This is a genomic window from Intrasporangium sp. (assembly GCF_051961875.1).
In the GTDB taxonomy this organism is placed as follows: domain Bacteria; phylum Actinomycetota; class Actinomycetes; order Actinomycetales; family Dermatophilaceae; genus Intrasporangium_A.
Window position 1 is genome coordinate 1 of the sequence record NZ_JBQCCV010000269.1, and the last position, 12,741, is coordinate 12,741.

Annotated in this window: 13 protein-coding genes; 5 read left to right on the top strand and 8 right to left on the bottom strand. The window is 69.9% G+C overall.

The features are described 5' to 3' along the window. Nucleotides 1–118: 118 nt before the first annotated feature. The gene (locus tag ACTHJJ_RS16535) at nucleotides 119–1,318 is read right to left on the bottom strand and encodes an ArsA family ATPase (RefSeq protein WP_440304041.1); all 1,200 of its coding nucleotides are present in this window, start codon (nucleotides 1,316–1,318) and stop codon (nucleotides 119–121) included. Then, a complete protein-coding gene (locus ACTHJJ_RS16540; RefSeq protein ID WP_440304042.1) occupies nucleotides 1,315–2,316 on the bottom strand; it encodes an ArsA-related P-loop ATPase in 1,002 nt (333 codons plus the stop codon). The genes ACTHJJ_RS16535 and ACTHJJ_RS16540 overlap by 4 nt, the downstream gene beginning before the upstream one ends. A gap of 155 nt (nucleotides 2,317–2,471) precedes the next feature. Here ACTHJJ_RS16540 and ACTHJJ_RS16545 point away from each other — a divergent pair, with 155 nt between their 5' ends. Further along, nucleotides 2,472–3,149 (top strand): Crp/Fnr family transcriptional regulator, encoded by a 678-nt coding sequence (locus tag ACTHJJ_RS16545; protein ID WP_440304043.1) that lies wholly within the window; start codon nucleotides 2,472–2,474, stop codon nucleotides 3,147–3,149. 95 nt (nucleotides 3,150–3,244) lie between these two features. On the opposite strand, the gene ACTHJJ_RS16550 is transcribed toward ACTHJJ_RS16545, so the two are convergent. From ACTHJJ_RS16550 to ACTHJJ_RS16565, 4 genes are read right to left on the bottom strand one after another with little or no spacing between them, the layout of a single operon-like run. Continuing rightward, a complete protein-coding gene (locus tag ACTHJJ_RS16550; RefSeq protein ID WP_440304044.1) occupies nucleotides 3,245–4,042 on the bottom strand; it encodes an MBL fold metallo-hydrolase in 798 nt (265 codons plus the stop codon). Continuing rightward, nucleotides 4,039–4,887 (bottom strand): NUDIX hydrolase, encoded by an 849-nt coding sequence (locus ACTHJJ_RS16555; protein WP_440304045.1) that lies wholly within the window; start codon nucleotides 4,885–4,887, stop codon nucleotides 4,039–4,041. The genes ACTHJJ_RS16550 and ACTHJJ_RS16555 overlap by 4 nt, the downstream gene beginning before the upstream one ends. Nucleotides 4,888–4,894: 7 nt before the next feature. Beyond that, a complete protein-coding gene (locus ACTHJJ_RS16560; protein ID WP_440304046.1) occupies nucleotides 4,895–5,359 on the bottom strand; it encodes a RidA family protein in 465 nt (154 codons plus the stop codon). A 3-nt stretch (nucleotides 5,360–5,362) separates the two neighbouring features. Beyond that, nucleotides 5,363–5,518, bottom strand: a complete 156-nt coding sequence (locus ACTHJJ_RS16565) for a DUF4177 domain-containing protein (protein ID WP_155892959.1) — start codon at nucleotides 5,516–5,518, stop codon at nucleotides 5,363–5,365. Nucleotides 5,519–5,561: 43 nt separating this feature from the next. On the opposite strand from ACTHJJ_RS16565, the gene ACTHJJ_RS16570 reads away from it, so the two are divergent. Next, entirely contained in the window at nucleotides 5,562–6,347 is a 786-nt protein-coding gene (locus ACTHJJ_RS16570; protein ID WP_440304047.1) for an alpha/beta hydrolase family protein, read from the top strand. Nucleotides 6,348–6,499: 152 nt separating this feature from the next. Here the strand turns inward: ACTHJJ_RS16570 and ACTHJJ_RS16575 are convergent, their stop codons facing one another. Next, on the bottom strand, nucleotides 6,500–7,444 hold the full coding sequence (locus ACTHJJ_RS16575; RefSeq protein WP_440304048.1) for a hypothetical protein: 945 nt from the start codon (nucleotides 7,442–7,444) through the stop codon (nucleotides 6,500–6,502). 230 nt (nucleotides 7,445–7,674) lie between these two features. Here ACTHJJ_RS16575 and nth point away from each other — a divergent pair, with 230 nt between their 5' ends. From nth to ACTHJJ_RS16590, 3 genes are all read left to right on the top strand, one after another. Further along, nucleotides 7,675–8,391: an endonuclease III gene (gene nth / locus ACTHJJ_RS16580; protein ID WP_440304049.1), complete on the top strand. Its 717-nt coding sequence runs from the start codon at nucleotides 7,675–7,677 to the stop codon at nucleotides 8,389–8,391. 89 nt (nucleotides 8,392–8,480) lie between these two features. Then, nucleotides 8,481–9,128: an NUDIX hydrolase gene (locus tag ACTHJJ_RS16585; protein WP_440304050.1), complete on the top strand. Its 648-nt coding sequence runs from the start codon at nucleotides 8,481–8,483 to the stop codon at nucleotides 9,126–9,128. A 7-nt stretch (nucleotides 9,129–9,135) separates the two neighbouring features. Next, nucleotides 9,136–10,341, top strand: coding sequence for a MarP family serine protease (locus tag ACTHJJ_RS16590; protein WP_440304051.1), 1,206 nt, complete (start codon nucleotides 9,136–9,138; stop codon nucleotides 10,339–10,341). Nucleotides 10,342–10,599: 258 nt separating this feature from the next. Here the strand turns inward: ACTHJJ_RS16590 and ACTHJJ_RS16595 are convergent. Further along, nucleotides 10,600–12,741: PxKF domain-containing protein (locus tag ACTHJJ_RS16595; protein WP_440304052.1), on the bottom strand; the 2,142-nt coding region annotated here is incomplete at its 5' end.

The following is a 12,741-nucleotide window of genomic DNA, read 5'->3' on the forward strand; positions in this document are numbered from 1 at the left end:
TGTGGTGGGTGTGGTGCTGGGGCGACGGCCGAGGTGCGGGAGGGCCCTCGGTCGTCGAGCGAGCACCACACCTCCAGCGGGCGGGCCTCACCCGGTCAGGGACGACTACGCCCAGGCGTCACTCGGCCAAGGCGTCGCCGACCTCGCGCAGCGACTCGAGGTCGTGCACGTCCTGGCTGAGTGCCGGCACGTACGCGACCGGGATCTCTGGGTGGCCGCGGGAGAACCGTTCCGCCAGCTCGCGCTGCCGCTCGGCCTGCCGGACCAGCGTCGCGTGCAGCCGGAGCACGCCGGCGGCGTTCGTCGCCGAGCGCGGACCGGTGCCGTCGTCGAGCGACTCGGCCATGGCGAGCGCCCGTGAAGGCGAGAGCCCCGGAGCCACGACGCGACCGATGCGGTTCACGACCAGCCCGCTGAGCGGCATACCGTCTGCTTCGAGCCGGTCGACGAAGTAGGACGCCTCGCGCAGCGCGTCGCGCTCCGGAGCGGCGACGACGAGGAAGGCCGTCTCGTCCTCGGACAGCAGGCGATAGGTCTTGTCCGCCCTTTCGCGGAAGCCGCCGAACATCGTGTCGAGCGCGGCGACAAAGGTCTGCACGTCGTGGAGCATCTGGCCGCCGAGGATCCGCGTCATGACACCGCTGACCATCTGGACCCCGACGCCGAAGACCTTGAGGCCGGCCCGGCCGCTCGCCTTCGCCGGCGCGGACAGCAGGCGGATGAACCGGCCGTCGAGGAACGACCCGAGCCGGTTCGGCGCGTCGAGGAAGTCGAGCGCCGACCGTGACGGGGGAGTGTCGACGACGATGAGGTCCCACCGGTCGACCGACTGCTTGAGCTGGCCGAGCTTCTCCATCGCCATGTACTCCTGCGTGCCGGCGAAGGACGAGCTGACCGCTTGGTAGAACGGGTTCGCGAGGATCTGCTCCGCCTTCTGGTGGTCGGCGTGCGCGAGGACCACCTCGTCGAAGGTCCGCTTCATGTCGAGCATCATCGCGTCGAGGGAGCCGCCCCTGGACGTGTCGATCCCGTGCACCGGCCGGGGCGTGTTGTCGAGCGCGGTGAGCCCGAGCGACTGGGCGAGCCGGCGAGCCGGGTCGATGGTGAGGACGACGACGTGCCGGCCCTGTTCGGCGGCGCGCACCCCCAGGGCCGCGGCGGTCGTCGTCTTGCCGACCCCGCCGGAGCCGCAGCAGACGATGATCCCGATGCCGGGGTCGCCGATGAGGGCGTCGATGTCGAGGTTCGGGGCGGCCTGGCTGGCGCGGCTGCCCGAGGTCTGCTGCGGCTGGGCGGCGGGGGTCGCGGCGGGGGTCATCGGACCATCCCCTGCTCGATGAGGGCGTCGGCGAGCTCGCGCACCTCGCCGGGGTCGATCCCGTCCGGCAGCGCCGGGAGCTGGTAGATCGGCAGCCCGGTCTCCTCGAGGATCGCGAGCTGCTCGCGCTCGAGGTCGACCCGCAGCGCGTGGTTCTGCGCCTCGTCGAGCAGCCCGTCCAGCAGGTCCGGCGTGACCGAGACACCGGCCTCGCTGAGCTGGGTGGAGATCGAGGGCTTGTGGAGCCGGCCGGCGCGGGCCTGCGCGAGGGCCGCGTCGTCGAGGTAGGGCGGTCGCACCATGTTCACGATGATCGCGCCCACGTGCAGGCCCTTCCCGCGCAGGTCACGGACTGCCTCGACGGTCTCCTGCACCGGCATCTCCTCGAGGAGCGTCACGATGTGCACGACCGTCTGGTCGGACTCGAGCATGGTCGTGATCGAGCCGGCCTGCGAGTGGATCGGCCCGACGCGGGCGAGGTCGGCGACCTCGGAGTTCACGCTGAGGAAGCGGCCGATCCGCCCGGTCGGTGGGGCGTCCAGCACGATCGAGTCGTATGCCGCTGGGCTGGCTCCCCGATGCTTGCCGTCCTTGCGCCGTCGGCCCGCCTCGTAGATCTTGCCGATCAGGAGGACGTCCCGGACGCCCGGTGCGATGGTCGTCGCGAAGTCGATGGCACCAAACTTCTCGAGGAGCTTGCCGGCGCGGCCGAGCTTGTAGAAGAGGTGCAGGTACTCGAGCAGGGCCGCTTTCGCGTCGACCGAGAGCCCGACGATCTCGCCGCCGCCCGCGGTGCGCGCGACGCGGGTCTCCTCGGTGCCAAGCGGCGGCACGTCGAATGTCTGGCTGATCCCCTGGCGCCCTTCGACCTCGCTGAGCAGGATGCGCCGACCGTTGCTGGCCAGGGCGATCGCGAGGGCTGCCGCGACGGTCGTCTTGCCGGTGCCGCCCTTGCCCGTGACGATGTGCAGCCGGGCGTCGGTCCAGTCGGTCGTCACCCTCCCCACCCTATTGCCGCCGGTTCGCCGGCTCGCTTCTTTCCCCGTCGCGGGAGGGGGTGCTCCGGTGGCGGGCGCAGGGTGTGAGGGGTCTCAAACCGCGGGCGGCCCGGGACGCGGCGCCACAGCATACGCCCCATGGCACACTGGGCACCGTGGATCTCGATGTGGTGAGGCGCGCGCCTCTTTTCCAGGCTCTCGATGACGAGTCGGCCGCCGCACTGCAGGCGGAGATGACCCGCTCGCGTATGGAGCGCGGCGACGTGCTCTTCCACGAGGGCGACCCGGGTGACAGCCTCTATGTCATTGCTGAGGGCAAGATCAAGCTCGGCCGGACGAGCCCTGACGGCCGCGAGAACCTCGTGGCGGTGCTCGGCCCGGGCGAGATGTTCGGTGAGCTCAGCCTCTTCGACCCGGGCCCGCGGACGATGACCGCGACCGCCGTGGCCGAGACGCAGCTGTTCGGCCTCAAGCACGAGTCGCTGAGCACGATCCTGTCCGGTCGGCCGGAGGTGTCGAAGAGCCTGCTCGCGGCGCTTGCCCAGCGGTTGCGCCGGACCAACGCCCACCTCGCCGACCTCGTCTTCACGGACGTGCCCGGCCGGGTGGCCAAGGCGCTGCTCGACCTGTCTGAGCGGTTCGGCCGCCCGGTCGAGGGCGGCATCCTCGTGTCGCACGACCTGACCCAGGAGGAGCTGGCACAACTCGTCGGTGCCTCCCGCGAGACGGTGAACAAGGCGCTCGCAGACTTCGCGACCCGCGGGTGGCTCAAGCTCGAGGCTCGGGCCGTGCTGCTGCAGGACGTCGACCGCCTGAAGCGCCGCGCACGCTGACCGCGGCACCGCCTGAACTGCACCGCGGCGAAGTTCAGGCGGGAGCTCGGGGGCTCAGGCCGCCCCAAGTCCACCGCGGCGAAGTTCAGGCGGGCTCAGTCGTGCTCGCGGAGGTACTCCAGCTGGGCCTGCACCGAGAGCTCGGCCGCCGGCCAGACCTCCTGCGGCACATCGGCATACACCCGCTCGACCACCTCGCGGGCCGTGGAGTCGCCCGCGGCCAGTGCTGACCGGACCTGGTCCAGCCGCTCGGCCCGGTGCTTCAGATAGAACGACACGGTGGCGGCGGCGTCAGCGACATACGGGCCGTGGCCGGGCAGCAGGCTCGTGACCGTGCCGGCCTGCGTCAGCCCCTCGATCCGGGAGAGGGACTCGAGGTAGGACTCGAGGTGCCCGTCCGGCCACGCGACCACCGTGGTGCCGCGGCCGAGGATGGTGTCGCCGGTCAGGATGGTGTTGTCGGCGGGCAGCACGAACGAGAACGAGTCGGCCGTATGTCCCGGTGTCTCGACGGCCAGGATCTCGAGGCCGCCGACGTCGATGACCTCGCCCGGCCGGACGTCGTCATGGCCACTGCCGAAGGCCCGGACCGGCGCCCCGGTCAGCTCATGGAACCGGTCGGCGCTCTCGGCGTGGTCGAGGTGGTGGTGGGTCAGCAGCGTCAGGGCCACGCGCCGGCCGGACTGCGCGACGGCGTCGAGCACCGCAGCGAGGTGCCCCTCGTCGAGCGGACCCGGGTCGATGATCGCCACCTCGGACGATCCGGGCTCCCCGACGACCCACGTGTTGGTCCCGTCGAGCGTCATCGGCCCCGGGTTGGGGCAGAGGACGCACGACGCGCGTTCCGAGATCTCGCCGCCCCTCCACGTGGGGTCGGCCGCGGCGCCCTTCACGAGACCGAGATCCGCATCGCGGGGCCGTCGGGCGTCGAGACGATCGTCGGCATGATCAGGCGCAGGTGCTCGGTGTGCCGGATGAAGTCCTCAGCGTTCGCCGCAGCCGCGATCTCCTCGAGGCAGACGAGCGTCGGCGGCAGCATGACCGCCTCGCCCCGCGCGAACGCCACGATGGTCTCGGCCGGCCAGACCCACGCCGACTCGTCCGCCTCGCTCGTGTCGCCGTCGGCCTCCTGGTGCGCGGGCATGAGCGCGGCGAAGAACCAGGTGTCGAACCGGCGCGGCTCGAACTCCGGCGTCAGCCAGTGGGCCTTGACGGCCAGCAGGTCCGAGCGGAGCACCAACCCCGCCTCCTCGAGCACCCCGGTCAGCGAGAGCTCCCGGTCGACGAGGCTACGCCGCACCTCACGCCACTGCGCCCCCGAGACATCGGCGAGCGGCGCATCGGCCGAGGCGCCGGCCAGCAGCACCCCGGTCTCCTCGAACACTTCACGGACGGCGGCAGCGACATACATCTGTGCGACGGCGGAGTCGCAGCCGAGCAACCGGGCCCACTCCTCCGGAGCAGGCCCGGCCCACGGCAGGTCCGGGTCGCCGTCGCGGACGTCGCACCCGCCGCCGGGGAAGACGAGGGTGTTCGGCGCGAAGGCCATCCCGGAGACCCGGCGCAGCATGAAGACCTCGGTCCCGGCCGAGCCGTCGCGCACGAGCATCACGGTGCTCGCCCGTCGCGGGTCGGCCGGCGTCCACCGCTCACCGGCGAGCCAGCGCGAGCCCGCTCCCGCCATCGGCAGGTCGGCGGTCACCGGGAAGTCGCGCGTCAGCGCCGAACCCTCAGCCATGCCGAGCTCACTCGGAGACGGCGACGATGACCTCGACCTCGACGGGTGCGTCGAGCGGCAGGGCCGCGACGCCGACGGCGGACCGGGCGTGGACGCCCTTGTCGCCGAAGGCCTTCCCGAGCAGCTCGCTCGCGCCGTTGATGACACCGGGCTGTCCGGTGAACGACGGGTCGGATGCGACGAAGCCGACGACCTTGACGACCCGCGCGACCTTCTCGAGGTCACCGAGCTCGGCCTTGATGGCGGCGATCGCATTGAGGGCGCACCGGGCGGCGAGCTCCTTCGCGTCGTCGGCACCGACCTCGGCGCCGACCTTGCCCGTGGCGGCCAGCTTGCCGTCGACCATGGGCAGCTGGCCCGACGTGTAGATGTAGCTGCCGTCGCGCACGGCCGGCACGTATGCCGCGACCGGCGGCACGACCTCCGGCACCGTGAGCCCCAGCTCGGACAGACGTTCTTCGACAGTCGACATCGCTCAGCCCTTCGGACGCTTGAAGTAGGCGACGAGGCTCTGCCCGTCCGGCCCCGGCACGATCTGCACGAGCTCCCACCCGTCAGCCCCGAAGTTGTCGAGGATCTGCTTGGTGTTGTGGATGAGGAGCGGCGCGGTCAAGTACTCCCACGTGGTCATGCGCCTCACCCTACTCATCGGCCCCCGCTGGCAGGATGCCCGCATGACCAAGCCGACGCCCGACCCGCGGTCCGACGCCGTGCTGGAACGTCAGGCGCCCCCGGCGGCCCGGACCACGGCATACGGCGAGGATGCGGACCAGGTCTACGACGTGCGCGAGCCGGCGCACCCGCTCGGGGCGACGGTGCTCGTCGTGCACGGCGGCTTCTGGCGACCGACGTACGACCGGACCCACGCGGGCAGCCAGGCTGCCGCGCTTGCGGACGCGGGTTTCCACGTCGCGGTCGCCGAGTACCGACGCACCCGTATGCCGCTGGGCCGGCTCCCGGCGGCCCTCGCCGATGTGCGTGGTGTGGTCGCTGCCGTGCGGGCCGACGAGTCCCTGCCGGAGCCGGTGGTGCTGGTCGGGCACTCGGCCGGTGGTCAGCTGGTGGCGTGGGCGGCGAACCAGACATGGGCCGATGGGCTGGCTGGCGTCGTCGCGCTGGCCGGGTGCGTGGACCTCCGGGCGACGTTCGCGATGGGGCTCGGGGACGGGGCGGCCCGTGACTGGATCGGGGCCGGCCCGGACAAGGCGCCGGACGTGTGGCGGGGCGCGGACCCGGTGGAGTCGCTGCCGCCGCGGGTGCCGGTGCGGCTGCTGCACGGCCGGCAGGACGAGATCGTGCCGGTCGCGGTGACGGACCGGTATGTCGAGCGGTGTCGCGACCTCGGTGCGGACACGGGTCTCGAGGTGCTCGACGACTGCGGGCACTACTCCCTGATTGACCCGGAGGCCCCCGCCTTCGCCCGGGTCGTCGCCACCATCCTGTCCCTTCTCCCGCTTTGAGGTATTCCGGTGCATCCAGAGGCCACCCCATTACCTCAACGGCTCTGGCAGGGGCACACTGCAGGGTCCTCCTTCCCGCGTTTGAGGTATAGCGAAGCCCGCAACTGCCATCGCATTACCTCAACCCGTTTTCGGTAGGGAGTGTGCCTGACTCAGCTGGCTGGGGGGCGGCCGTTGTCATCGCCGATTTCACCCAGCTGTCGCAGGCCACGTTCGACTTGGTCCAAGAACACATCCGGGTCGAGGCGTAGCCCGATGTTCGTGTAGCGCAACACCTTGTCGCTCGACAGCGTGACCTCGTTCTGACGGATGCGGTCCGTTGTCGGTTGGAGCGCGAAGTCGTGCTGGACTCCGTCGATCTCGCACACGAGCCCACATCGAAACCGGACGTCGAGGTACACCCGGCCGCGGGAGTCCTCTCGGACCTCTTGACGGACCGGCTCGGGGAGCCGTCGTTCTCGGCAGAGCCTGGAGAAGTCGAGCTCGCCGATGGCCTGGACGCCCATGCTGATGTCCCGGACCAAGTCCCGCACGAACGCACGACGCCGCCTGCCGCGTGTGATCTTGGCGGCAGCCCGGAGGTGCTGAGGACTGACGAGGCGCTGCTGGACGGTCATCAGCAGGATCAGGGCGGCCTGCCGGTCCGTCCATGCCCAGTGCGCGGCGCGGATGGCAGCGACAGCAAGCGGGACCCTTGGTATGCCGACCTCAGACACCAGTCGCGGCTGGTTTCGCGAGACCTTGTGCTGGTGGACGCCCTCGACCGGGTGGATGGTGCAGGTGTGGACCACGGAGACGTGCACCATCTCCTCGTCATACCCGCGGAGGCCGGCCGCCTGGAGCGCAGTCACCCCGTCAAGCGCAGCAATGTCGTGCCCGACCTCCCAGATGGCCCGCCACCGCTTCTCCTCATCGGAGAGGGGGCGATTGTGGACGGCGATTGTCTGCCGACCGTGAGTAACCCATCGCGCGGCATGCACTTCAGCGCGGATGTCGGCCGCCGTGATGCCCTCCTCGCGAAGCAGCCGACGGCTCACAACGCCCCCGTGGTCCGCCGCGACACCGACTGCGATGCTGCGCCTGTCGACACTCCTCATGCCGCCACCGTGTCGGGGCCCGCCGCGCGGGGCCAGACACGGTCTGGTTCCTGTGGAGGACCGCCTCGACGGGAGCCGGTCGTGGACAAAGCCCTGCCCGTTTGAGGTATCTCCGTAGACGCAGAGGCCACGGGAATACCTCAAACCGGCAGAGAGGGACAGTGGATCCTCAGCAGGTCGATAACCACGGGGTTGCCGATCAGCGGGGAACCCAACATAGAGTTGCTGGTGTGGCAGCGGTAGTGCGGGAAGAGTCGTCCTTGGCGCTGACCCGCCGTGCCCGCAAGATGTACCGGCAGCTCCACGACCGCTACCCCTACGCCCACTGCGAGCTCGACTTCACCAACCCGCTGGAGCTGCTCGTCGCGACGATCCTGTCCGCCCAGACCACCGACGTCGGGGTCAACAAGGTCACCCCCATCCTCTTCGCCAAGTACCGGAACGCCGCCGACTACGCCGGCGCCGACCGTGAGGAGATGGAGTCGATCGTCCAGCCGACCGGCTTCTACCGGGCCAAGACCGACTCCCTCATCAAGCTCGGCCAGGCCCTCGTCGAGCGCTTCGACGGCGAGGTGCCGAACAAGCTGGCCGACCTCGTCACCCTGCCCGGCGTCGGCCGCAAGACCGCGAACGTCGTGCTCGGCAACGCCTTCAACATCCCCGGGATCACGGTCGACACCCACTTCGGCCGGCTCGTGCGCCGCTTCGGCTGGACCGACGAGGAGGACCCGGTCAAGGTCGAGCACGCCGTCGGGCACCTGTTCATCCGGCACGACTGGACCATGCTCAGCCACGTCGTGATCTTCCACGGCCGCCGTACCTGCCACGCCAAGCGCCCGGCCTGCGGCGCCTGCCCGGTGGCCAAGCTCTGTCCCTCCTACGGCATCGGCGAGACCGATCCCGACAAGGCCGCCAAGCTCCTCAAGTTCGAGCTGGCGCCCAAGTGACCCAGCAGGTTCGACCCAGTTCAGCGGCATACGCGAGCACGTCGGGGGTGATCGCTCCGGGGGCGTCGGGCCAGCCGCGCCCGGCGTGGATGGACACGCTCGTGAAGCGGCTCGAGACGACGGACCCTGACTACTTCAGCCAGTTCCTGCCACCGGACGACGACTCGGGACGCGAGTCGGCCGTGCTCATGCTCTTCGGTCCGGCGCCCGCCGATGCGGCTGCCGACGGGGAGCACGTGCTGCTCATCGAGCGGTCCCACACCATGCGCTCGCACCCGGCGCAGATCGCGTTCCCCGGCGGGGCCCGCGACCCCGGCGACGACGACGTCATCGAGACGGCGCTGCGGGAGGCGGAGGAGGAGACCGGGCTCGACCCCTCCGGCGTCGAGGTCGTGACGGTGCTGCCGTCGCTGTTCCTGCCGCCGAGCCAGTTCGTCGTCGCGCCGGTGCTCGCGTGGTGGCGGCACCCGACCCCCGTGGGCGTCGTCGACACGGCTGAGGTCCACGAGGTCCTCGACGTGCCGTTACAGCATCTCGTCGACCCGGCGTCGCGCTACTCGGTGCAGCACCCGAGCGGGTTCGTCGGGCCGGCGTTCGGCATCGACCACCTCGTCCTGTGGGGCTTCACGGCCGGCTTGTTGAGCCGGACCCTCGACCTTGCCGGGCTGACCCGCCCCTGGGACCCGAACACGATGCGGCCGCTGCCCGAGCGCTACCTCGGCGGACGGAGGGGGTGAGGCCACGATGACGGGCTCCACACTGATCGACCTCGCGCTCACCTTCGTTCTCATCGCCTACGCACTCTCCGGCTACCGGCACGGCTTCATCGCCAGCCTCTTCTCACTCTTCGGGTTCTTCGCCGGCGCCACCCTCGGCGTCTGGCAGCTGCCCAACCTCTTCGCCCACATCGCCGCCATCGCCGAGAACCCGCAGATCCGCATCGTCGCCCTCGTCGTCGGCGTCATCGCGCTCGGCTGGCTGGGCCAGTTCCTCGGGGGCCTCCTCGGCCACTCCGTCCGGGGCCGGGTCGGTCCGCGCGTCGCGCGTGGCCTCGACTCCGCCCTCGGCGCGGTCGCGGTCGTGGTCGCCGCGTCGCTCATCATCTGGTTCCTCGGGGGCGCGCTGCGGTCCTCCGGCAACCCTGCCCTGGTGAAGGCCGTCGGCGACTCGAAGGTCATCAGCGCCATCAACCGCGTCGTTCCCTCACAGACCGGCCAGTTCTTCGCCGGCTTCCGGAACTTCCTCTCGCAGCAAGGGTTCCCGCAGGTCTTCGGCGGGTTCTCGCCCGAGCCGATCGCGCCGATCGAGCCGCCCGACCGCGGGGTCATCGGGCGGCAGGCGATCGCCGCCGCGCAGCGCTCCATCCTCAAGGTGACCACCGACTCCAACCGCTGCGCGTCCGCCCAGGAGGGCACCGGCTGGGTCCTCGAGCCGGGCCTCGTCGTGACGAACGCGCACGTCGTCGCGGGCGCGGAGACGGTCCGGGTGCATACGCCCACCGGCGACCGGTATCCCGCTGAGCTCGTCGTCTTCGACCCGGGCCGCGACCTCGCCATCCTCCGCGTCCGTGGGTTGCCGGCTCCCGCTCTCCAGCTGGGGCCCTCGCTCCGCCGCGGGGAGGGGGCCGTCGTCGCGGGATACCCCCTCGATGGTCCGTATTCCGTTGTCCCCGCCCGGGTGCGCAACGTGCTCGAGGCGCGGGGCCGGGACATCTACGGCCAGGACTCCGTGGTTCGCGAGATCTACTCGCTCTATACGAAGGTGCAGCCGGGCAACTCGGGTGGCCCGCTGCTGGACACGTCCGGCCGGGTCGTCGGGGTCGTCTTCGCGAAGTCGATCGAGGACGACAACACCGGCTACGCCCTGACCCTCGTGGAGGCCAAGCCCGTGCTCAACAAGGCCCGGTCGGCAGGGTCCAGCGTCGCGTCCGGCGCCTGCCTCGCCCGCTGACCCGCCCGATCGAAAGTGTAGCTTTCGACGTCGAGTGAGTCCGCCGCCCCACCCGCCCCAGGCACCTTGTTTCGAGGCCCTGTCCCGGTGCCCCGCTCAGCGGGGCAGCGGACCCCGTTGGGTCGCTCAGCGAGGCAGCGGATGAGGAGTCGGCGGAGGTTGTCAGCGGATCGGTGGGATCTGGGTGGCGTCGATAGTGGGCATGGAAAGGGCGCCCCGCTCGAGTGAGCGGGGCGCCCGATCCGTTGCTGCTCTGGACTACTTCAGCTTGAAGTCAGCCGTGATGCTGCCACCGTCGATGGTCGTCATCGTGACCCGGTAGCAGGAGCCCGGCGTCTTCGGGGTCTGCCAGTTCTGGATGAACTGGCCGGCCGACGCGTCGTAGCGCAGCGCCGTGCCTCCCGTGGAGATAACGTCGACCGGCGCCTCACCGAGGTCCGACAAGCTGCTGCATGCCAGCCCCTTGGTGCTGAAGCCCGCCACCACTGCGACATCGGTGCGCTTCACACCGTTGCTGAGGACCGCGAACTTGAGCGGGACCGTCGAGCCGGCCTTGACCGTGTTGAGCATCCCCATGTCCACCGGCTGGTAGAAGCCGTTGAGCGTGAAGCCCTTGATCGTGAAGGATGCGCTTGCCGAGCTGCTGGTGTGGTTGTCATCACCAGCGTAGGTCGCGGAGGCCGTTGCAGTGCCCACCTTGGTGTTGTTGCCGTAGGTGATGGCAACCGGCTGGTTGAGACCCCCAGCGCCCGTGACCGTTGCGGAACAGGGCTTGATCTCGCTGCCGGTGAACCATGCGATCGCGGGACAGGAGATCGTCACCGTCGAGTCCGCCTTGGCGATCTCGAAGGTCGTCGACTTGGTCGCGTCCTTGTGGTTGTCGTCGCCGCCATACGAGGCCGTCGCCGTGGCGGTGCCCGCGTTGGTGTTGTCCGTGTACGTCACACTGACGCCCTGGTTGAGGCCGCCTGCGCCGGTCACCGTCGCGTGGCACGGCTCGATTGCCGAGCCGGTGTAGACCGAACCGGAATCGCATGCGAGGTCGATCGTCGAGTCAGCCTTGCCGATCTCGAAGGTCGCCGAGTCCGAGTCGCCGACGTGGTTGTCGTCGCCCTCCCAGCTTGCCGATGCCGTGGCGATGCCCGCGTCGACGTTGTTCGCGTACTTCACCTCGAGGCTGACGTCGTTCATGCCGACACCCGTGGCGACCGCGCTGCACGGCTTGATCTGGGAGCCGGTGTAGACCGAACCGGAGTCGCACGAGACCGTGACCTTAGACGGGGCCTTGTCGATCGTGTACTCCTGCGAGTCGCTGCTGCCGTAGTGGTTCGCGTCGCCCTCCCAGGAAGCCGTGGCCGTCCAGGTGCCGGCATTCGTCGCCTCGGGGAAGTTGACCGGTACGGAGAGGTCCTCCATGCCGGCGCCGGAGACGACCGCGGTGCAGGGCGTCAGGACCTCACCGGTGTAGACGAGGTTCTGGCAGGTGATCGTCACCTTCGAAGTCGCCGGGATGATCTGGAATGAGCTGGACGCAGAGGACCCGCCGTAGTGGGAGTCACCCGCATAGACAGCATTCACGGTTGCCGTCCCGGCATTCATGTTCTTGCCGTAGGTGATCGGGGCGTTGGTGCCGCTGGGCAGGTCGCGCCCGGACACCACGGCGGTGCAGGGCTCCTGGGCGAGGCCGGTGTAGGTGACCGACGGTGGGCAGGTGATAGCCACCGACGTCGGGATCTTCGACACGCTGTACGTGACGCTGGCCGCACCCGTGAGGCCGCCCGAGTCGGTGTAAGAGCACGAGGCCGTGTAGCTGCCGATGCCATCCACCACGTCGGTGCCCGGGGTGATCGTGGCAGGGAACGAGCTGGGGCCGTCCTCCTTGTCCGTCACCATGCACGTGGCCGTCGGGGCCTGGCCGTACTCGTACGACGCTCCGGCCGTCGGCCCGGCGACCGTGACGGTCGGCGGCGTGTTCGTGACACACGGACCGGTGGTCCATGAGACGTTCACGAACGTCGACAGTGTCAGGGTGGCGTTGGTACCTGTGGCGCTCCTCCCAGAGGCCTCATATGTCACCTTGCCGTTGCCGGCCCCCGAAGTCGTCGACAGCAGGTGCACCGGAGCGGTGACCGACTTGCTGGCGGTGTCGTCCGCCGAGCCGGTCCAATTGTTCGGCAGGGTGATCGTTGCGGTGGGCGAGGCTGCTGTGAGGCCGGCCCCCTCAACGGTCTTCACGGTGAAGGTGACAGTCGCTCCGTTGGCGAACGTCTCCTTGTTGTTGGCACTCTTTCGCACGATCCAAAGGGTCGCGGTGGCCACGTTGTCTGTCTTGCAGGCAACATTGCCGAACTTGAGGTTTCCGCTGTTGTTCGTGGCGGCTACGTCTCCGTTAGCCGCAGC

Bases quoted from the DNA above. Each gene is read 5' to 3' on its own strand.
- ACTHJJ_RS16535 (WP_440304041.1), bottom strand. From the start codon at position 1,318: ATGACCCCCGCCGCGACCCCCGCCGCCCAGCCGCAGCAGACCTCGGGC.
- ACTHJJ_RS16555 (WP_440304045.1), bottom strand. From the start codon at position 4,887: ATGGCTGAGGGTTCGGCGCTGACGCGCGACTTCCCGGTGACCGCCGAC.
- ACTHJJ_RS16560 (WP_440304046.1), bottom strand. From the start codon at position 5,359: ATGTCGACTGTCGAAGAACGTCTGTCCGAGCTGGGGCTCACGGTGCCG.
- ACTHJJ_RS16565 (WP_155892959.1), bottom strand. From the start codon at position 5,518: ATGACCACGTGGGAGTACTTGACCGCGCCGCTCCTCATCCACAACACC.
- ACTHJJ_RS16570 (WP_440304047.1), top strand. From the start codon at position 5,562: ATGACCAAGCCGACGCCCGACCCGCGGTCCGACGCCGTGCTGGAACGT.
- ACTHJJ_RS16575 (WP_440304048.1), bottom strand. From the start codon at position 7,444: ATGAGGAGTGTCGACAGGCGCAGCATCGCAGTCGGTGTCGCGGCGGAC.
- ACTHJJ_RS16585 (WP_440304050.1), top strand. From the start codon at position 8,481: ATGGACACGCTCGTGAAGCGGCTCGAGACGACGGACCCTGACTACTTC.
- ACTHJJ_RS16590 (WP_440304051.1), top strand. From the start codon at position 9,136: ATGACGGGCTCCACACTGATCGACCTCGCGCTCACCTTCGTTCTCATC.